Raw genomic sequence first — 19420 nt, 5'->3', positions numbered from 1 at the left:
CAGGACCGGCCTACAGGGTCTTCGCGAAGCAGCGGCTCGACTCGTAGTGCCGGTAGTAGCCGAACTTCTCGCACGGCTCGTAACCGCTGGAGACGTACAGCGCGATGGCCTCCGGCTGCTTGTCGCCGGTCTCCAGGACCATGCGGATCCGCCCCGCCGCCCGGGCGTCCTCCTCCAGCGCGGCGAGTATGCGCCGGGCGAGACCCAGGCCCCGCGCCTGCTCGGTGACGTACATGCGCTTGAGCTCGGCGTCGCCGTCGCGGTTGCCCTCGTCGTTGGCGTCCTGGGCACGCCAGCCACCCGTGGCGACGGGGGAGTCGCTCTCGTCGTACGCGATCAGGTAGACGCCGTTCGGCGGCTCGAAGTGGGCCGGGTCCATGTGCGTGGCGTCGCCGCCGTCGCCGTAGCGGGCGGCGTACTCGGCCTGGACCTGGTCGTTGAGCTTGACGGCGTCGGGGTGATCGAACGGGACGCGACGGATGTTCATGTTTCCTACCGTATATCAATACATTCTTACATCGGATCCAGTCCAGTGTGCCGGTATCGTGCCGGGGTGCTCACTGTGACCTCTGTGAATGTGAACGGACTCCGCGCCGCCGCGAAGAAGGGCTTCGTGGAGCGGCTCGCGGACACCTCCGCGGACGTGCTGTGCCTGCAGGAGGTGCGCGCCGAGCCGCAGCAGCTGCCCGAAGAGGTCCGCACCCCCGACGGCTGGCACGTCGTGCACGCCCCCGCCGCCGCCAAGGGCCGCGCCGGCGTCTCCCTCTACACCCGCCGCGAGCCCGACCGCGTCCAGGTCGGCTTCGGCTCGTCCGAGTTCGACACGAGCGGCCGCTATGTCGAGGCCGACCTGCCCGGTGTGACGGTCGCCTCCCTCTACCTCCCCTCCGGCGAGGTCGGCACCGAGCGGCAGGACGAGAAGTACCGCTTCATGACCGAGTTCCTGGCCTACCTCAAGGACCTGCGTGAGCGCGCCGCCGCCGACGGGCGCGAGGTCGTCGTCTGCGGCGACTGGAACATCGCCCACCAGCAGGCCGACCTCAAGAACTGGCGCGCCAACCAGAAGAACTCCGGGTTCCTGCCGGAGGAGCGGGAGTGGCTCAGCCGGGTCCTCGCAGCCGACGACGGGGGGTACGTCGACGTCGTACGGGCGCTGCACCCGGACGTCGAGGGGCCGTACTCCTGGTGGTCGTACCGGGGGCGGGCCTTCGACAACGACTCGGGATGGCGCATCGACTACCACCTCTCGACGTCCGGCCTCGCCGCCAAGGCCGTGAAGGGGTTCGTCGAGCGCGCGGCCACGCACGCCGAGCGCTGGTCGGACCATGCGCCGGTCACGGTCGTGTACGACCTCTAGTCCGGCTCAGTCCCGCTTCCGCAACCGCCGGTCCAGCGCCAGCGAAAGCTCCGCCTCCACCACGCTCCGGGCCAGTGGCCGCAGGCGTTGGAGGTCGTCCTCGGTGGCGTACCGGAGGACGAGGGAGGCGAACATCTCCGCCAGGTCGTCGACGTGCTCGCGGACGTGTTTGCCGGCCGTCAGGACCTCGGCGAGGGGGATGCCCTCGCGGACCAGGGCGGAGGAGACGTCGAGGAGGCGGCGGCTGATGTGAACGATCTCGTCGCCGTCGGTGGCGAGGTAGCCGAGGTCGAGGGCGGCGGCGAGGTTCTCCGTGGTGACCTGGCCCTCGAAGCGGGCGGCGAGTTCCTCGGGGGTGAGGCGGATCGGCTCCTCCTCCGAGGGGGGCTCCACGCCCAGGAGGTCCGCGACGTCGCGGCCGTGGTCCAGGGCCTCCGCCAGTTCCGCGATACCGGTCAGGGTGTGGCCGCGTTCCAGGAGCGCGGCGATCGTGCGCAGGCGGGCCAGGTGATGGTCGTCGTACCAGGCGATACGGCCTTCGCGGCGGGGTGGCGGGATGAGTTTGCGTTCGCGGTAGAAGCGCAGGGTGCGCACGGTGATGCCGGCTTCCCTGGCCAGTTCCTCCATGCGGTACTCACGCTTCTCCGTCACGGTCGCAGCCTATGTTGTACCTCCGGTAACTTTCGTGGCCCCGCCCCCTACCCATCGGTAAGAAGCTGCCCTACCCTCCCATTGCGCCAGTGTTCACTGGCAGAGTCGCGCTGGGTGGAGGAGTGTCGGCATGACCGAGCACGAGCATGTGCGGGTGGCGGTGATCGGGTCCGGGTTCGGCGGGCTCGGGGCGGCCGTACGGCTGCGGCGCGAAGGGATCACCGACTTCGTCGTCCTGGAGCGGGCCGACAGCGTCGGGGGGACCTGGCGGGACAACAGTTACCCCGGGTGCGCCTGTGACGTGCCCTCCCACCTCTACTCCTTCTCCTTCGCGCCCAACCCCGACTGGCCGCGCACCTTCTCCGGGCAGGAGCACATCCGGGCCTACCTGGAGCACGTCACCGATGTCTTCCGGCTCCGGCCGCACATCCGCTTCGACTCCGAAGTGAAGATGGCGACCTGGGACGGCGAGCGGCTGTGCTGGGACATCGAGACCAGCAGCGGGCGGCTCTCCGCCGACGTCGTCGTCTCCGCGACCGGGCCGCTGTCCGACCCGAAGACCCCCGACATCCCGGGGCTCGACTCCTTCCCCGGCAAGGTCTTCCACTCCGCCCGCTGGGACCACGACTACGACCTGCGCGGCAAGCGGGTCGCGATGATCGGGACCGGGGCCTCCGCGATCCAGATCGTGCCCGCCATCCAGCCCCTCGCGCGCAAGCTCACCCTCTTCCAGCGCACCCCGCCCTGGGTCATGCCCCGCGTCGACCGGGCCATCAGTTCCTTCGAGCGCCGGCTCCACCGGCAGCTGCCCTTCACCACCCAGGCCCGCCGCGGGCTCCTGTGGGGCATCCGGGAGCTGCAGGTCCAGGCGTTCACCAAGCACCCCGATGAGCTCGGGCTGGTCGAGAAGCTGGCCAGGAGCAACATGGCCCGGGCCATCAAGGACCCCGCCCTGCGGGCCAAGCTGACGCCCGACTACCGCATCGGCTGCAAGCGGATCCTGCTGAGCAGCGAGTACTACCCGGCGCTCGCCCAGCCCAACGTCGACCTGGTCGCGAGCGGGCTCCGCGAGGTCCGCGGCTCCACCCTCGTCGCCGCCGACGGCACCGAGGCCGAGGCCGACGTGATCATCTTCGGGACCGGGTTCCATGTCACCGACATGCCGATCGCCGACCGGGTGGTGGGCGCGGAGGGCAGGACGCTCGCCGAGGCGTGGCAGGGCGGGATGGAGGCCCTGCGCGGTGCCTCCGCCGCCGGGTTCCCCAACCTGATGACGATCATCGGGCCCAACACCGGGCTCGGGAACTCCTCGATGATCCTGATGATCGAGTCCCAGCTGAACTACCTGGCCGACTTCGTACGGCAGTTGGACGTCCTGGGCGGCCGGGCCGCCCTCGACGCCCGGCCGAGCGCCGTCGCCGCCTGGAACCGGCGGGTGCAGGACCGGATGAAGCGCACGGTGTGGAACACCGGTGGCTGCACCAGCTGGTACCTCGACGCGAACGGCCGCAACACCACCGTCTGGCCGGGTACGACGACCGAGTTCCGGCGCGCGACGCGGCGCGTGGACATCACCGAGTACGCGGTGCTCCGCGCCGGGGCGAGCGACACGGGCAAGGCGAGCAAGGCAAGCAGAACAAACAAGGCGAGCAAGCCGAACAGCACCGGCAACACACGCCCGACCGGCAAGGACGACAAGGAAGAGGTGAGCGCGTGAGCCGGATCATGAGCGTGGCCTCCGGGCCGTACGCCCCGCCCGTACCCGCCCGTGAGCTGACCGCCGTGTCCGCCGACGGCGCCCGGCTGCACGTCGAGGTGCACGGGCCCGAGGGCGCGCCCGCCGTCGTCCTCGCGCACGGCTGGACCTGCTCGACCGCCTTCTGGGCGGCGCAGATCCGCGACCTGGCCGTCGACCACCGGGTCGTCGCCTACGACCAGCGCGGCCACGGGCGCAGCCCGGCGAGCCCGGCATGCAGCGCCGACGCGCTCGCCGACGACTTCGAAGCCGTACTGGAGGCCACCCTCGCGCCGGGGGAGAAGGCCGTGATCGCCGGTCACTCCATGGGCGGGATGACGGTGATGGCGGCCGCCTCGCGCGAGAAGTTCCGGGAGCACGCCGTCGCCGTCCTGCTGTGCAGCACCGGGTCCTCGCGGCTGGTCGCCGAGTCGACCGTCGTACCGATCCGTCCGGGGCGGCTGCGGACCTGGCTGACCAAGCACATCCTCGGGTCCCGGGCGCCGCTCGGGCCGGTCACGCCCATCGCCCGCGGGATCCTCAAGTACGGGACGATGGGCCCCGGTTCGGCCCCGCACATGGTCGAGGCGTGCGCGCGGATCGTGCACGCGTGTCCGCGCAAGGTGCGGTACGCCTGGTCGCACGTCCTCGATCTGCTGGACCTCGACCACGGGGTGCGGTCCCTGGACGTGCCGACGGCCGTCGTCGTGGGCACGGCGGACCGGCTGACGCCGCCGGTGCACGCGCGTTCGCTGGTGGCGGCGCTCCCGCGGTGCGTCGGGCTCACCGAACTGCCGGGACTCGGGCACATGACGCCCGTCGAGGCGCCCGAGCTGGTCACCGGGAAGATCCGGGACCTCGTGACGACGTACGCGGCCATCAAGGAGGGCGCATGAGCAGGGTCGGTCTCGAAGGACAGGTCGCCGTCGTCACCGGAGCGGCGCGCGGTGTCGGCGAGCTGCTGGCCCGCAAGCTGTCGGCGCGCGGGGCGAGGATCGCGCTGGTCGGCCTGGAGCCGGACGCGCTGAAGCAGGTCTCCGAGCGGCTGCACACCGACAGCGACCACTGGTTCGCCGATGTCACGGACCACGAGGCGATGGCGCGGGTCGCGCAGGAGGTGAAGGAGCGGTTCGGGAAGGTCGACATCGTGGTCGCCAACGCCGGTGTGGCCACGGGGGGTCCGTTCGCCGACTCCGATCCCGAGGCGTGGCGGCGGGTGATCGACGTCAATCTGGTCGGGTCGGCCGTGACCGCGCGGGCGTTCCTGCCGGTGCTCATGGAGAGCCGGGGGTATCTGCTCCAGATCGCCTCCCTCGCCGCCATCACCCCGGCGCCCATGATGACCGCGTACTGCGCCTCCAAGGCGGGTGTCGAGGCGTACGCGCACAGTCTGCGGGCCGAGGTCGGGTACAAGGGCGTGCGGGTCGGGGTCGGTTATCTGTCGTGGACCGACACGGACATGGTGCGCGGGGCCGATCAGGACGACGTCATGCGGGAGCTCAGGCAGCGGCTGCCGTGGCCGGCCAACAAGACGTATCCGCTGGGTCCGGCGGTGGACCGGATCGTGGCCGGGATCGAGCGGCGGTCGAGCCATGTGTACGGGCAGTGGTGGCTGCGGGGCATGCAGGGCGTGCGCGGGTATCTTCCGGGGCTCATCGGGACGGTCGGGGTGCGCGAGATGCGGCGGTTCGGGGACCGGCTGGACGGCATGCGGATCGGACTCGTCGGCGCAGGTGGGGCGGCTGATGAGGAGGCGCGCGCTACACGCCGTGACTGATCGAAATGCGGGGTGTGTCCCGTCGTGTGAATCTGGTCGAGGCCCCGGCTCGGGGCCTCCCCCTCACCCACATCGGGAGTGAACCCACATGGGTATGAAGGACCAGTTCCAGGACAAGGCCGAGCAGTGGCAGCAGCAGGCCAAGCAGAAGGCCGAGCAGGCCAAGGAGCAGGCCCAGCAGCGCGGCCGGCATCAGGACGAGGAGACGGAGCGACTCCAGCAGGAGGAGCAGGACCGTTTCGACCAGGACTATGACGCCTGACGCAGCACGCTGAGCAGAAGGGGCGCCCTGAACAGGGCGCCCCTTCTCGCGTACCCCCCTCTCACATACGCCCCTTTTCGCGTACGCCCCTTCTCACGTACGCGGCGGCAGCTTCGGCCTCGATCGGTCCGGAACGTTCGTGTAGTCCGGCGGGGTCGCCGGAGGCGTCGTCGTCAGCAGGTCCACCGCCAGTCTCACCGCGTCGTCCAGCTGGGCGTGTCGTCCCTCCGCCCAGTCCAGCGGCGTCCTCAGCACCTCCAGGTCCGGTGTCACGCCCCGGTTCTCGATCGACCAGCCGTACGCGTCGAAGCAGGCCGCGTTCATCGGCACCGTGATCACCGTGCCGTCGCCCAGCTCGTGGCGGCCGGTCATCCCGACGACGCCGCCCCAGGTGCGCTGGCCCACCACCGGGCCCAGTTTGAGGAGTTTGAAGGCGGCCGTGATCATGTCGCCGTCGGAGGACGTCGCCTCGTCCGCCAGGGCGACCACCGGGCCGCGAGGCGCGTTCGAGGCGTACGACACCGGCTGGGCGTTTCTCGTCAGGTCCCAGCCGAGGATCGTGCGGGTCAGCTTCTCCACGACCAGTTCGCTGATGTGGCCGCCGGCGTTGCCGCGTACGTCGACGATCAGGGCGGGCCTCGACACCTCCATGCGGAGGTCCCTGTTGAACTGGGCCCAGCCGGAGCCGCCCATGTCGGGGATGTGGAGGTAGCCGCAGCGGCCGCCGCTCAACTCCCGTACGACCTCCCGGCGTTTGGCCACCCAGTCCTGGTAGCGCAGCGGCCGCTCGTCCGTCAGGGGGACCACGGCCACCCGCCGCGCGCGTCCCTCGCCTTCCGCCGGGGTGAAGGTCAGCTCCACGGTCGTACCGCCCGCGCCCGCCAGCAGCGGATACGGGCCCGTCAGCGGGTCCACCGCGCGGCCGTCCACATGGGTCAGGACCGCGCCCTCGCGGATGCCGGTGCCGGCCAGCGGGGAGCGGGCCTTGGAGTCGGAGGAGTCGCCGGGGAGGATGCGCCTGACCGTCCAGCCGCCGTCCCTGCGTGCGAAGTTGGCGCCGAGCAGGCCCTGCCTGCGCTGGTAGTGGGGCGGGCCCTCGTTGCGGCGGGCGGCGGTGACGTAGGCGTGGGAGGTGCCCAGTTCGCCGAGGACCTCGCGCAGGAGGTCGGCGAACTCGTCGGGGGTGGCGACCCGTTCGACCAGGGGACGGTACTGCGCGAGCACCTCGTCCCAGTCGATGCCGCACATCTGCGGTTCCCAGAAGTAGGCGCGGATCAGGCGGCCCGCCTCCTCGTACGACTGGCGCCACTCGGCGCCGGGGTCGACCTCGTGGAGGATGCGGCGGGCGTCGATCCAGACCGTCGTGTCGCTGTCGCCGGACTCGGTGGCGGGGACCGCGCGCAGCTCGCCCTCGTCGACGACGACCAGGCGGGAGCCGTCGCCGCTGACGGCGAACCAGTCGAGGTGCTCGATCAGTTCGGACTTCTTCGCCTTGGTGATGTTGAAGTACTCCAGGGTGGGGCGGCCCGTGGTGTCGTCCGGGTTCGCGAACGTCTCGCCCAGGGCGCCGGAGATCGGCCAGCGCAGCCAGACCAGGCCGCCGCCCGCGACCGGGTACAGGGCCGAGTACTTGGACGCGGTGACGGGGAAGGGCGTCACCCTGTTCTCCAGGCCCTCCACCTCCACCGTCACCGTGCTGCCGTCGCCGGGTTCGTCCTCCGCCGGGTCCAGGCCGCCCGCCGCCGGGCGGCCCTCGGGGGTCAGGGCGAAGGGGGACGGGGTCGCCGACGACAGGGGGACCAGGTAGGGGCGGCAGCCGAGCGGGAAGGACAGGTCGCCGGTGTGGACGTCGTACACCGGGTCGAAGCCCCGCCAGGAGAGGAAGGCCAGATAGCGGCCGTCCCTGGTGAAGACCGGGTTCTCGTCCTCGAAGCGGCCGTTGGTGACGTCGACGATCAACCGGTCCCCCCCTCCCTTCGGGGAGATGCGGGCCATCTTGATCTGCCGCAGGGATCTGCCGATTCCCGGGTGCGACCAGGTCAGCCAGGCGCCGTCCGGGGAGAACGCGAGGTCGCGGACCGGGCCGTTGACCGAGCGGATCAGTTCGGTGACCTCGCCGTCGGAGTCCTCCGTGCCCGCGGCGGCGGCCTCGTCGTCGGACACGGTGATCAGGAGGAGGCGGCCGTCGTGGGAGGCGATGGCGAGGCGTTCGCCCTGCGGGTCCGACACCATCTCCAGGACCCGGCCCAGCTCGCCCGAGGCCAGCCGGCGGGGCTCGCGGTCGCCGGTCGCGCGCGGGAGGTAGGCGATCTCGACCGCGTCCTCGCCCTCCGCGTCCGTGATGTAGGCGACCTGGCCGCCCGAGCCGAGCATCTCCGGGAGCCGGACGCGTACGCCGGGGGTGTCGGCGATCGTACGGGCGGGGCCGTCGCGGTGGGTCAGCCAGTACAGGCTGCCGCGTACGACGACGGCGCTCGCGCGGCCCGTCTCGTCGACCGAGACGCCGTCCACGTGCTGGGCGGCGGGGACCTGGTACGTACGGCGGCCCGTGCGCGGTCCGCTCAGCCGTACGTCGAGTCTGCGCGGCTCGGCGGCGAGGTCGTCGACGATCCACAGATCGCCCGCGCACTGGTACACCACCCGGGTGCCGTCGCTCGCCGCGTGCCGGGCGTAGAAGGCGTCGTGGTCGGTGTGGCGGCGCAGGTCGGAGCCGTCGTGGGCACAGGAGTAGAGGTTGCCGACGCCCTCGTGGTCGGAGAGGAACGCGATGCGGCCGCCGACGAACATGGGCGAGTGGAGATGGCCCTCCAGGCCCTCCAGCAGGCGGTGGCCGTGCAGCCACAGGCGGCCGGTCGCACCGCCCCGGTAGCGCTTCCAGGCGGCCGGTTCGTGGGGCGGGGTGCCGGTCAGGAGGAGGGTGCGGCGCTCGCCGTCGAGGTCGGCGACCTGGAGGTCGGAGACCGGGCCCCAGGGGAGCTTGCGGCCGGGGTCGCCGTCGGTGGGGACCTTGTAGGCCCAGGTGAAGTAGGAGAACGGCTCGCCGTGCGAGGCGACGGCGAGGATCTGCGCACCTCCCTTTCCTGCACCTCCTTCTCCTTCGGAGGGTGTCCATCCGCAGACCTGGGTGTCGGGTGAGCCCCAGTAGGTGAGCCGTCTGCCGGGGCCGCCCTCCACGTCCACCAGATGGATCTCGGGGACCAGACTGCGCCAGCTCGTGTACGCGATGTGGCGGCCGTCGGGGGAGAAGCGGGGGTGGCCGATCTTGGTGCGGTCGACGGTGAGGCGCCAGGCGCGGCCCCTGCCGTCGAGGGGGGCCAGCCACAGGTCGTCCTCGGCCACGAAGCACAGGAGGTCGCCGCTCAGATGCGGCAGGCGCAGATAGCTCACCTCCCCATGCTTTTCCGGGGGATGGGCCGGAGCAACTCGTGGCCGCGATTTCCCGGGGGCGGCACCCGGGCCCCGGCGGTGAAGCGGACCCGGTGCCGACACGGTGACCCAAGACACGTACGAAACTGTTTCGTTTCGTATCGAGGATGCGCTACATTCGTCACGTACGAAACCGTGTCGTTCGGAGTGGGAGGCGAAGATCATGGCCGGGGTGGCAACCGCGCGTCGCAGTCGGATCACGCCCGAGCGCGAGGCCGAGCTGTACGCGGCCGTGCTCGACCTGCTCCGCGAAGTCGGCTACGACGCCCTCACCATGGACGCCGTCGCGGCCCGCACCAAGTCCAGCAAGGCGACGCTCTACCGACAGTGGGGCGGCAAGCCGGAGCTGGTGGTGAAGGCCATGCGGAGCCAGAAGCCGGGCGGCACCGCCGACGTCGACACCGGATCCCTGCGCAGTGACCTCCATACCCTCGTCTGCCGCGAGGACGACTGCGACATGGAGCGGAACTCCGACCTGATGCGCGCCCTGGCCATGGCCGTGCACGACAATCCGGAGCTGATGAAGGCCTTCCGGGAACTCCTCGTCGAACCCGAGATGCAGGAGTTCAAGAAGGTCATGCAGCGCGCGATCGACCGTGGCGAGGTCCGGGCGGACTGCCCGGCCCTGGACTACACCATCCACATGATGGTCGGCGCGTTCGCGACCCGGACCATGATCGACGGCATGCCTCCGACACGGGCGTTCCTCACCTCGTACATCGACGCCGTGGTCCTCCCGGCCCTCGGCGTCTCCCTCCCCTGATCCTTCCCCGCAGTTCCAGCACCTGACGTCACCGCTCAAGTCGTCGGGACGATCGCCCATGTCCCCAACCGGGCCGATCACCCCTTCCCCGCACCACACCACGACCTGACCGGGAGTACGCCCACGTGGCCACGTTCCTCTACAAACTCGGCCGGCTCGCCTTCCGGCGACGGCATTTCGTCGCCCTGATATGGGTCGCCCTGCTCACCCTCGCGGGGGTCGGCGCGGCCTCGGCGCCCGCTGCGGGCTCCACCTCCTTCTCCATTCCGGGGACCGAGGCACAGAAGGCTTTCGACCTGCTGGAACAGCGGTTCCCCGGCGGCAGTGCCGACGGCGCGACCGGACGCATCGTCTTCAAGGCGCCCGAGGGCGAGAAGATGACCGACGGCGCCAACAAGGCGACCGTCACGAGGGCCGTCGAGGAACTCCGTGACGGCGCCGAGGTCGTCTCCGTCACCGACCCGTACAAGACGAACGCCGTCAGCAAGGACGGCACGGTCGCCTACATCTCCGTGACGTACGACGCCCCCGGCATGGAGCTGAAGGACTCGACCAAGGACGCCCTGGAGAAGGCCGGCGACGAGGCCCGGGACACCGGGCTGACCGTCGAGATCGGCGGTGACGCGCTGCAGGCCGCGTCCGAGCCCGGCGCGGCCGGTGAGATCGTCGGCCTCGCCATCGCCGCGGTCACCCTCGTCATCACGCTGGGCTCGCTGGTCGCGGCCGGGCTGCCGCTGCTGACCGCGATCATCGGCGTCGGCATCGGCGTCTCCACCATCACCGCGCTCGCCAACGCGCTCGACCTCGGCGACACCACCTCCACGCTCGCGCTGATGATCGGCCTCGCCGTCGGCATCGACTATGCGCTGTTCATCGTCTCCCGCTACCGCGGCGAACTGGCCGAGGGACGCGACCGCGAGGAGGCGGCCGGCCGGGCCGCGGGTACCGCCGGATCGGCCGTGGTCTTCGCCGGCCTCACCGTCGTGATCGCCCTCGCCGGCCTCACGGTCGTCAACGTCCCGATGCTCACCAAGATGGGCCTCGCGGCGGCCGGCACGGTCGTCGTCGCCGTCCTCATCGCGCTGACCATGGTCCCGGCGCTGCTCGGGTACGCGGGCCGCAAGGTCCGCCCCGCGGGCGAGAAGCGCAAGCCGAAGAAGACCGCCCAGGGCCAGAACAAGGGCCAGGGCGCCAAGCCGGGCCTCGGCGTCCGCTGGGCGAGCTTCGTCGTCCGCCGCCCCGCCGCCGTACTGCTGCTCGCCGTGGCCGGCCTCGGTGCGATCGCCGTCCCGGCCTCCCAGCTGGAACTGGGCCTGCCCGACGACGGCTCCCAGCCCACCTCGACGACCCAGCGCCGCGCCTACGACCTGCTGTCAGAGGGCTTCGGGCCCGGCTTCAACGGTCCGCTCATGGTCGTCGGCGACGCCGTCGCCGGTGACGACCCGAAGGCCGCCGCGAACGACGTGGCCGACCGGATCAAGGACCTGGACGATGTCGCCGCGGTGACGCCAGCGCGGTTCAACAAGGCCGGGGACACCTTCACCATCACCGTGATCCCGGACTCCAAGCCGTCGTCGACGCAGACCGAGGACCTGGTGCACGCCATCCGTGACCAGGGCGCCGACGTCAAGGCCGACACGGACACGAACGTCCTGGTCACCGGCACCACCGCGATGAACGTCGACTTCTCGCAGAAGCTCAACGACGCGCTGATCCCGTATCTGGCCCTGGTGGTCGGCCTCGCCTTCCTCCTCCTGATCGTGGTCTTCCGCTCGATCCTGGTCCCGCTGAAGGCGGCCCTCGGCTTCCTGCTCAGCGTGCTCGCCGCGCTCGGCGCCGTCGTCGCGGTCTTCCAGTGGGGCTGGCTGAGCGGTCTGATCGGGGTCGAGGAGACCGGCCCGATCATGTCGATGATGCCGATCTTCATGGTGGGCGTCGTCTTCGGTCTCGCGATGGACTACGAGGTGTTCCTCGTGACCCGGATGCGCGAGGCGTACGTCCACGGCGAGAGCCCCAGCCAGGCCATCGTGACCGGCTTCCGGCACAGCTCGCGGGTCGTGGTCGCGGCCGCGATCATCATGATGGCCGTCTTCGGCGGCTTCATCAGCTCCAGCGAGTCGATGATCAAGATGATCGGCTTCGGCCTCGCGATCGCCGTCTTCTTCGACGCGTTCGTCGTCCGCATGGCGGTCGTCCCGGCGGCGCTCGCACTGCTCGGCAGGAAGGCGTGGTGGCTGCCGAAGTGGCTGGACCGCGCGCTGCCCAACGTGGATGTCGAGGGCGAGGGACTGCGCGCCCTGGACGGCGACCGGCAGGACGACAAGGACGAGGACCGGGAACTCGTACGCGTCTGACCTGAGCGCCCGTTCACAGCTCCTGTTCCGAAGCCGTGGTGCAGCCCGCTGCACCACGGCTTCGGCAGTTGGCCCCCCCGTGGCGGCAACCGCCGGCAGCGGCCCGGGGCGAAGCACGAGGCCGGGGCCGTTGTCAGTGGCAGGCCCTAGCGTGGACGCCATGACCACACTCTCCGCACGACCCCGTACGGCACTGCTCGTCATCGACGTCCAGAAGGGCGTCGTCACCGGGGCCCACCGGCGCGACGAGGTCGTCGCCAACATCGCCGCCCTCGTCGACCGGGCCCGCGCCGAGCACATACCGGTCGTCTGGGTCCAGCACTCCGACGAGGACATGCCCCGCGACAGCGAGGACTGGCAGTACGTCGAGGAACTGCTCCGGCGCGACTCCGAGCCGCTCGTCCACAAGAGCTACGGCGACTCCTTCGAGGGCACCGACCTGGAGGAGGTCCTCGCCGGCGCCGGTGTCGGACGGCTCGTCGTGACCGGCGCGGAGAGCGACGCCTGCATCCGCTCCACGATCCACGGGGCGTTCACCCGCGGCTACGACGTGACACTCGTCGGCGACGCCCACACCGCGGGGGACAAGAGCGCGTGGGGCGCCCCGCCCGTGGAGCAGGTCATCGCCCACACGAACCTGTACTGGCGGTGGCAGTCGGCGCCCGGGCGGACGGCGGGGGTGGTGGAGACCAAGGAGGTGTCGTTCGAGGGGCCGGCCGAGGTGACCGGGGGCTGATCCGCCCGGCCCGGACGTGCCCCGGTCAACTCCCCAGGATCCACGGATCCTTGGCCGGTGCCATGGCATGATCCGGATACGCCCTCCCTGCCCGGGAGGGGCGCCGGGACTTCGTCGAGGAAGCGCTGGGGGCGGTCATGGGCACCTCGGGCACGGTGGACGGCACCGCGCGGCACCCCGTCGGGACACCATGACCGACACCCACCACGAGGCACGGATCGGCGAGGGCGGTCCGGAGGCGCTCAAGCAGTGGGAGGAGTCCGGACCGGGCCGCTCCGAGACGGCTCCCACGGCGAGCTGGCGGCGCCGGATCGACGTCGCCGAACGGGCCGTACGGTCCTCGCCGACCACGGACGAGGCGCTCGGGCCGCTCCGGGCGGAGGTCCGGCATCTGGCCGACGACGAGGAGCTCCTGGACACCCCCGCCGCGGCCGGCGCGATGTCGTACTTCCTGGCGCTGCTGCGGGCGTCGGGCCCGCCGGCCCAGGGGGAGTACGCACGGGCGGTGGGTGTCGTCGTCGACCGGATCGGCGCCGGACTGGTCCCCGAGGAGCACCGGTGCGCGGTGCACCTCCGCATGGCCGCCGTCCTGTCCGAACTCGGCTTCACCGCCCGGGCCCGCGAGGCCCTCGACTCGGCCCTGCGCGCCGCCCGCACCGGCCTGGAGCGCGCCCGCACGCTGTCCCGGCTCGCCGGGCTGGAGGCCGGCCTCAAGGACTGGACGCAGGCGCGCGGCCATGCCGAGGAGGCCATGAGCCACCTCGGCCCGGCCGGTGACGAGGAGACATGGCTGGACGTGCGGATGCACTGCATCTCCGTGCTCCTGCACGCCGAGCGCAGGGGAGCGGCCCGGGGCGACCACCGGGTGGAGGCGCTCGCGGACGAACTCGTCGGCGTCTGCGGCGCCTTGGCCGAGCGCTGGGGCGCGGACCACCCCCGCGCCCTGGAGGCGCTCGTCGTGAGGGTCTCGGCCCGGCACACGATCGCCGACTCCCGTCTCGACCTGGCCGACCTGGAACGCCTCACCGGTGAACTCGCGGCCCTCGCCGAGCGCTCCGCCCGTCTGCTCGGCCCCCGCCACCCCCAGGCCCTCTCCGCCCGCGCCGCGCTGACGGAGGCGCACCGCGTCACGGCACGGGCCCGGCAGGCCGTGCACCCCGGAAGTCGGTCGCATGTCCCGTACACGCACCGCTAGCGTGCCGTGCATGACGACAGACTCCGGGGCCCACCCCCGCTTCGCCGAGGCGCTCACCGCACTCGGTCTCGCCGAACTGCGGTCCGAGATCCGCCGCTTCCCGGACGCGACCCGGACCGCCGCCGAGGCCGCCGCGGCGATCGGGTGCGAGCTCAGCCAGATCTGCAAGTCGCTGATCTTCGCGGCGGACGGCGTACCGGTGCTCGTGCTGATGGACGGGGCGTCCCGGGTGGACGTGGAGCGGGTGCGGCAGGAACTCGGCGCCGCGAGGGTGACCCGGGCCCAGGCGGACGTCGTACGGGAGACGACCGGGTACGCCATCGGCGGCGTGCCGCCCTTCGGGCACCGCACCAGGACCCGGGTGCTGGCGGACCGTTCGCTGCTCGACCACGACATCGTGTGGGCGGCGGCCGGCACGCCGTACACCGTCTTCCCCATGGAGCCCAAGACGCTGATCGCCCACGCGGGCGGCACGCTGGTGGACGTCCGCGAGCAGAACCCGTGACGCCGCTGGTCACCGCGGCTGTCCTGCTGGCCGCGGTGACGCACGCCGGCTGGAACGCCATCGCGCACCGGATCACCGACAAGCTGGTCGGGTTCACGCTGATATCCGGCGGCGGGATGCTGATCGGGCTGGCGACGGTGCCGTTCGCGGCGTTCCCGGCGGCGCGGGCGTGGCCGTATCTCCTCGTCTCCTGCGCGATCCACATCGTGTACTACGCGCTGCTGATGAAGTCCTTCCGGCTGGGGGACTTCGGCCAGGCGTACCCCATCGCGCGCGGCAGCGCGCCGCTCGTCGTCACCGTGCTCGCCGCGGTCTTCGCGCACGAGGTGCCGGACGGCTGGGCGGCGGCCGGGATCGCGCTGTCCTGCGCGGGCCTGACCGGTGTCGCGCTGTGGGGGCTGCGCGGGCGGCGGCCCGACTGGGCGGCGATCGGGGCCGCGCTGGCGACGGGGATGTCCATCGCCGCGTACACCGTCGTCGACGGGCTCGGGGTGCGCGCCTCCGGGTCGTCCCTCGGGTACATCGCCTGGCTGATGGCGGTCCAGGGGGTGGTGATCCCGGTGTACGCGGTCTGGCACTGGCGCGGTGAAGTCGTCGCTGTCCTGCGGCCGTTCGCCGGCCTCGGGCTGCTGGGGGCGGCACTGTCCTTCGCCGCGTACGGCCTCGTGTTGTGGGCGCAGACCAAGGCGGAACTCGCGCCGATCGCGGCCCTCAGGGAGTCCTCGATCATCGTGGGGGCGGCGATCGGGGCGGTGTTCTTCAAGGAGCGGTTCGGGGCGCCGCGGATCGTGGCGGCGGGGCTGCTGGTGGCGGGGATCGGGCTGATGCTGCACGCCGGGTAGGCGCCCTCGCCGGTGCGCCGGGCACGTCGTCGAAGTCCTCCCGTGTCCTCCCGTGTCCTCCCGTGTCCTCGTACGGGTGAAGCGCCGGGGTGAACGTCGTTCGTCCGTCGCCGGTTCTCTGGTACCAACGGCCCCATGGGCGGCGTATTCATCAACTACCGCAGGGGCGACCACTCGGCGACGGTGGAGGACCTCTACGCGGAACTCGAACGGTACTTCGGCAGCGGCCAGGTGTTCCTGGACCGGCCGTCGCTCCTGCCGGGGCAGCGGTTCTCGGACGCGCTGCGGGCGCGGGTGGACGACTGCGAGGTGCTGCTCGCCGTGCTCCACCCGGGGTGGGCCGAGGTCCGGGACGCCTCCGGGGCGCGCCGCCTCGACCACGAGGAGGACTGGGTCCGCCAGGAGATCGAACAGGCTTTCGCGGGCGGCAAGGTGGTCATCCCGGTGCTGCTCGACGGGGCCGTGGTGCCGAGGCCCGAGGAACTTCCCGCCTCCATCCGGGAGATCGTCGCCGTGAACGGCCAGCCGCTGCGCCGGGCGCACCGGGACGGGGACGTCGCCGAGCTGATCGCCGTACTGGAGCGGGACGTCCGCGCGGACTGGGAGCCCGTCCCGGCGCCGGAGGAGCGCGCGCGGCCCGGGCGGTGGCTCGGCGTCCTCACCGCGGTGCTCGCCTGCGCGGTCCTGGCCGGTGTCCCCGCCCTGCCCCAGGACGACAGCTGGGCGGGCACGGACGTGCTGCCGTACACCCTGAGCCTGGCGCTGATGTCCACCCTGCTGCTGTGCGCGCCGCTGATCGCGGTCGCCGCCGTCCGGCTGGTACGGCGGTCCGTCGACGACCTGGAGCGCGATCTGCACGCCGTGCGGCACCAGACGTACATCCGGCAGACCTGGCCGATCGGCGTGGGGTTCGTCCTCGTCGGCGGGAGCGTGGGGCTGAGCGGCGGCCCGGGCCCGGTGGTGGCCTTCGCGCTGCTGCTCGTCCTGAGCGTCGCCGTCGCCCGCGCGGCCCGCACCCACCTCCGCCTCAAGAAGCGCGACGCCGACCTGTGGGCCCGCTGGCCGCACCGGCTGCCCGCCCGCGTCACCCGCGTCGTCCTGCGGCGCGCGGCCGCCCGGCTCCACCTCCGCCTGGACCGCATGACGGCCCCGCTCTCCCTGGAACAGCGGGAGAAGGCGGCCTGGGAGCTCGACGACATCACCGGCGCGCTCGGGCGGGTGGCGCGGGAGGCGCAACGGCCGCGGCGCGCGTGGCTGAGCCAGGACCACCCCCTCATGCTCGCCGGATACGTCCTGTGGCTGGCCCTGACGGCCGCGCTGTTCCTGGCCTCGGGACTCGCCTACGCCACCGAGGGCGAGGGAACGGTCCGCCGGTACGTAGCCCTCGGCGTCATGGTCCTCATCGGCGCCGCGACGGCACTCGGCACCCTGGAGACCGCCTACCGCTACCAGCGGCGGCAGCGGCGTGAACTGGTACGGCAGATCAGCGGCTTCCGCGACGGACTCGTCCTGCGGGTCGCGGAGATGAGCCGCCCCGCCCGTACCAAGCCGACCGCTCCTGCCCCGCGGCCCGAGGAGTTCGCCGAGCCCGACTAGGCGGTGCCCACCCCGGAGGAGCACTCTGGAAGCAGGTCTTCCGGAGGTGATCGTGATGATGCACACCGCTGTGGGATGGCACGTCGAGCTGGAGTTCCAGGAGGACACCGAACACACCCGGGCGGTGGCCATGGTGCGCCTGCCCGACGGCTCCGAGGTACGGGCCCACGGACAGGCAAGCCGCCACCACACCGACTCCAATCAGCCGAGGGTGGGGGAGGAGATCGCGGGCGCTCGCGCGCTCAACGAACTGGCCATGCAGCTGCTGACCAAGGCGCACGGGGAGATCGACGAGGCGTCGGGGCGGACGTCGCACCCGATCCACGTCTAGTCACCGATCCGCGTCTGGTCACCGATCCACGTCGGGTCGCCGGGGCATGTCTGGTCACCGATCCGCGTCTGGTCGCCGGGGCACGGCTAAAGGGCTGCTCGTACCGCCCGCACCAGGGCCTGCGCCCGCGGGTCCGCCGTCACCGTCCTGCGCAGGCCGTTGGTGACATAGCCGAACGCGATGCCCGAGGCGGGGTCGGCGAAGCCGAGGGCGCCGCCGCGGCCGGGATGGCCGAAGGAGCCCGGACCGAGGAGCGGTGAGGCGCTGCCGTGCAGCATGTAGCCGAGGCCGAAACGGGTGCTGATCACCAGCACACGGTCCGGTCCGGCCGACTCCTCCGCGCGCGCCGCCTCGACGGTCTCCGGCGTGAACAGCCGTACGCCGTCCACCTCGCCGATCGTCGCCGCGTAGAAACGGGCCAGTCCGTCCGCCGTCGCGACGCCGTTCGTCGCGGGCAGCGCGCTCGCGCGGTACGCCGGGTCGTTCTGGTCCGGGAAGGGGGTGATCGCCCCGAAGGCGCGGTTGGTGAGCGAGCCGGGGTCGGTGTAGGCCTCGGTCACCGAACGCTTCGGCCGGGCCCGCAGCGCGTTCGCGGGCTCGGGCCCCTCGACCCGGCCCACCCGCCCGGCCCGGTACGCCTCCGACTCCGGCAGCCCCAGCCACAGAGCTGCGCGGAGCGGTCCGGCGATCTCGGACGCGATCCACTCACCGGCTCCGGCCCCCGTGACCCGCCGCACGAGCTCGTCCAGCAGCCAGCCGTACGTCAGCGCGTGATACCCGTGGTCCGTGCCGGGCTCCCAGACGGGCGCCTGCGCGGCGACCGCCTCGGGCCCCTTCAGCGGGTCCCGGGCCTCCTCGGGCGTGAGCGGGCGGTCGAGCACCGGCAGCCCCGCCCGGTGGTTCAGCACCTGCCGGACCAGCACCCGCTCCTTGCCGCGCGCCTTGAACTCCGGCCAGTACGCCGCCACCGGCGCGTCCAGGTCCAGCAGCCCGCGCTGGGCGAGCATCAGGGGTACGGCGGCGGCGACGCCCTTGGTCGCCGAGCGCATGATCTGGGCGGTGCCCTGCACCCACGGCTCGGTGCCGTCGACGTCCTTGGTGCCGCCCCACAGGTCGACGACCTTGTGCCCGTCCCGGTAGACGGCCACCGCGGCGCCCTGGTCCCCGAGCGTCTCGAAGTTCCTGACGAACGCTTCCCTGACCGGCTCGAAGCCCTCTTCGACCGTGCCGTTCACGTCCACGTCCGTGCTCCTGTTCGCGCTGCCGGGTGGCTCCCGGTGGCTCCCGGTGCCTCTCCTCTAGCCAAGCAGGATCGTCACGTCGATGTTCCCCCGGGTCGCGTTCGAGTACGGGCAGACCTGGTGGGCCGCGTCCACCAGCTTCGCCGCCAGGTCCGCGTCGAGGACCGGGAGAGAGACGCTGAGCGCTACCGCGAGGCCGTAGCCGCGGTGCCTGTTCGGGCCGATGCCGACCTTCGCGGCGACCGTGGAACCGGTCAGGTCGTAGCCCTCCCGGTTGCCGACCAGGATCAGCGCGTTGTGGAAGCAGGAGCTGTAGCCGGCCGCGAAGAGCTGCTCCGGGTTCGTGCCGTTGCCGTCCCCGCCCAGCTGCGGCGGCATCGCGACCTTCAGCTCGATCTGGCCGTCCTGGCTGGTGACATAGCCGTCCCGGCCGCCGTGGGCGGTGGCCTCGGCGACGAACATGATCTTCGTCGGACGGGTGTCGACGGCGGCTTCCTCATTCGTGGCTGTCATGGCTGGCTCCCCCCAGAACAGGTGCGCACAAAAACATCGTGCACAAGGTACCGACCGGTAGGTGGAGGTGGGGTTACCAGGGGGTAGCGACCGTGGGTAACAGGAGCTCACGGGGGTGTGCCGACTGGCGAGGGGG

At 71.9% G+C, this 19420-nt stretch carries 18 protein-coding genes; 13 read left to right on the top strand and 5 right to left on the bottom strand.

Annotated elements, in window-relative coordinates:
* Positions 1-10 precede the first annotated feature (10 nt).
* On the bottom strand, positions 11-487 hold the full coding sequence (locus PH203_RS14990; RefSeq protein WP_289920431.1) for a GNAT family N-acetyltransferase: 477 nt from the start codon (positions 485-487) through the stop codon (positions 11-13).
* Positions 488-553: 66 nt separating this feature from the next.
* Between PH203_RS14990 and PH203_RS14985 the strand changes: the two genes are divergently transcribed.
* Complete coding sequence (locus tag PH203_RS14985; protein WP_289920430.1) at positions 554-1357, top strand: exodeoxyribonuclease III; 804 nt, start codon at positions 554-556, stop codon at positions 1355-1357.
* Positions 1358-1363: 6 nt separating this feature from the next.
* On the opposite strand, the gene PH203_RS14980 is transcribed toward PH203_RS14985, so the two are convergent.
* Positions 1364-2008: a MerR family transcriptional regulator gene (locus tag PH203_RS14980; protein WP_289920429.1), complete on the bottom strand. Its 645-nt coding sequence runs from the start codon at positions 2006-2008 to the stop codon at positions 1364-1366.
* Between the two features lie 130 nt (positions 2009-2138).
* Between PH203_RS14980 and PH203_RS14975 the strand changes: the two genes are divergently transcribed.
* The 4 genes from PH203_RS14975 to PH203_RS14960 all read left to right on the top strand — a co-directional run bounded on the left by PH203_RS14975 (position 2139) and on the right by PH203_RS14960 (position 5782).
* A complete protein-coding gene (locus PH203_RS14975; RefSeq protein WP_289920427.1) occupies positions 2139-3725 on the top strand; it encodes an NAD(P)/FAD-dependent oxidoreductase in 1587 nt (528 codons plus the stop codon).
* Positions 3722-4639, top strand: coding sequence for an alpha/beta hydrolase (locus tag PH203_RS14970; protein WP_289920426.1), 918 nt, complete (start codon positions 3722-3724; stop codon positions 4637-4639). Before PH203_RS14975 ends, PH203_RS14970 begins: the two co-directional genes overlap by 4 nt.
* On the top strand, positions 4636-5520 hold the full coding sequence (locus PH203_RS14965) for an SDR family oxidoreductase (protein ID WP_289920425.1): 885 nt from the start codon (positions 4636-4638) through the stop codon (positions 5518-5520). Before PH203_RS14970 ends, PH203_RS14965 begins: the two co-directional genes overlap by 4 nt.
* 88 nt (positions 5521-5608) lie before the next feature.
* A complete protein-coding gene (locus PH203_RS14960) occupies positions 5609-5782 on the top strand; it encodes a hypothetical protein (protein WP_289920424.1) in 174 nt (57 codons plus the stop codon).
* Positions 5783-5875: 93 nt separating this feature from the next.
* Here the strand turns inward: PH203_RS14960 and PH203_RS14955 are convergent, their stop codons facing one another.
* On the bottom strand, positions 5876-9169 hold the full coding sequence (locus PH203_RS14955) for a S41 family peptidase (RefSeq protein WP_289920423.1): 3294 nt from the start codon (positions 9167-9169) through the stop codon (positions 5876-5878).
* A gap of 202 nt (positions 9170-9371) precedes the next feature.
* On the opposite strand from PH203_RS14955, the gene PH203_RS14950 reads away from it, so the two are divergent.
* The 8 genes from PH203_RS14950 to PH203_RS14915 all read left to right on the top strand — a co-directional run bounded on the left by PH203_RS14950 (position 9372) and on the right by PH203_RS14915 (position 17530).
* On the top strand, positions 9372-9971 hold the full coding sequence (locus PH203_RS14950; protein ID WP_289920422.1) for a TetR/AcrR family transcriptional regulator: 600 nt from the start codon (positions 9372-9374) through the stop codon (positions 9969-9971).
* Between the two features lie 125 nt (positions 9972-10096).
* Positions 10097-12325, top strand: coding sequence for an MMPL family transporter (locus tag PH203_RS14945; RefSeq protein WP_289920421.1), 2229 nt, complete (start codon positions 10097-10099; stop codon positions 12323-12325).
* A gap of 160 nt (positions 12326-12485) precedes the next feature.
* Complete coding sequence (locus PH203_RS14940) at positions 12486-13061, top strand: cysteine hydrolase family protein (RefSeq protein ID WP_289920420.1); 576 nt, start codon at positions 12486-12488, stop codon at positions 13059-13061.
* 190 nt (positions 13062-13251) lie between these two features.
* Positions 13252-14256 carry a hypothetical protein gene (locus tag PH203_RS14935; protein WP_289920419.1) on the top strand — a complete coding sequence of 335 codons (1005 nt, stop codon included), beginning with the start codon at positions 13252-13254 and terminating at the stop codon, positions 14254-14256.
* 10 nt (positions 14257-14266) lie between these two features.
* Positions 14267-14761 carry a YbaK/EbsC family protein gene (locus PH203_RS14930; protein WP_289920418.1) on the top strand — a complete coding sequence of 165 codons (495 nt, stop codon included), beginning with the start codon at positions 14267-14269 and terminating at the stop codon, positions 14759-14761.
* Positions 14758-15603 carry an EamA family transporter gene (locus PH203_RS14925; RefSeq protein ID WP_289920417.1) on the top strand — a complete coding sequence of 282 codons (846 nt, stop codon included), beginning with the start codon at positions 14758-14760 and terminating at the stop codon, positions 15601-15603. The genes PH203_RS14930 and PH203_RS14925 overlap by 4 nt, the downstream gene beginning before the upstream one ends.
* Positions 15604-15738: 135 nt before the next feature.
* Positions 15739-17199: a toll/interleukin-1 receptor domain-containing protein gene (locus PH203_RS14920; RefSeq protein ID WP_289920416.1), complete on the top strand. Its 1461-nt coding sequence runs from the start codon at positions 15739-15741 to the stop codon at positions 17197-17199.
* A gap of 55 nt (positions 17200-17254) precedes the next feature.
* Positions 17255-17530 carry a DUF1876 domain-containing protein gene (locus tag PH203_RS14915; protein WP_289920415.1) on the top strand — a complete coding sequence of 92 codons (276 nt, stop codon included), beginning with the start codon at positions 17255-17257 and terminating at the stop codon, positions 17528-17530.
* Positions 17531-17616: 86 nt separating this feature from the next.
* Here PH203_RS14915 and PH203_RS14910 read toward each other — a convergent pair whose 3' ends face one another.
* On the bottom strand, positions 17617-18771 hold the full coding sequence (locus PH203_RS14910; protein ID WP_289920414.1) for a serine hydrolase domain-containing protein: 1155 nt from the start codon (positions 18769-18771) through the stop codon (positions 17617-17619).
* Between the two features lie 57 nt (positions 18772-18828).
* Positions 18829-19284 (bottom strand): organic hydroperoxide resistance protein, encoded by a 456-nt coding sequence (locus PH203_RS14905; protein WP_289920413.1) that lies wholly within the window; start codon positions 19282-19284, stop codon positions 18829-18831.
* Positions 19285-19420: the final 136 nt, after the last annotated feature.

It is taken from the genome of Streptomyces sp. S.PB5 (assembly GCF_030403745.1).
In the GTDB taxonomy this organism is placed as follows: Bacteria; Actinomycetota; Actinomycetes; order Streptomycetales; family Streptomycetaceae; genus Streptomyces.
The sequence above is the reverse complement of the archived record's forward strand: the minus strand, read 5'-3'. Positions and strand labels throughout refer to the sequence as shown.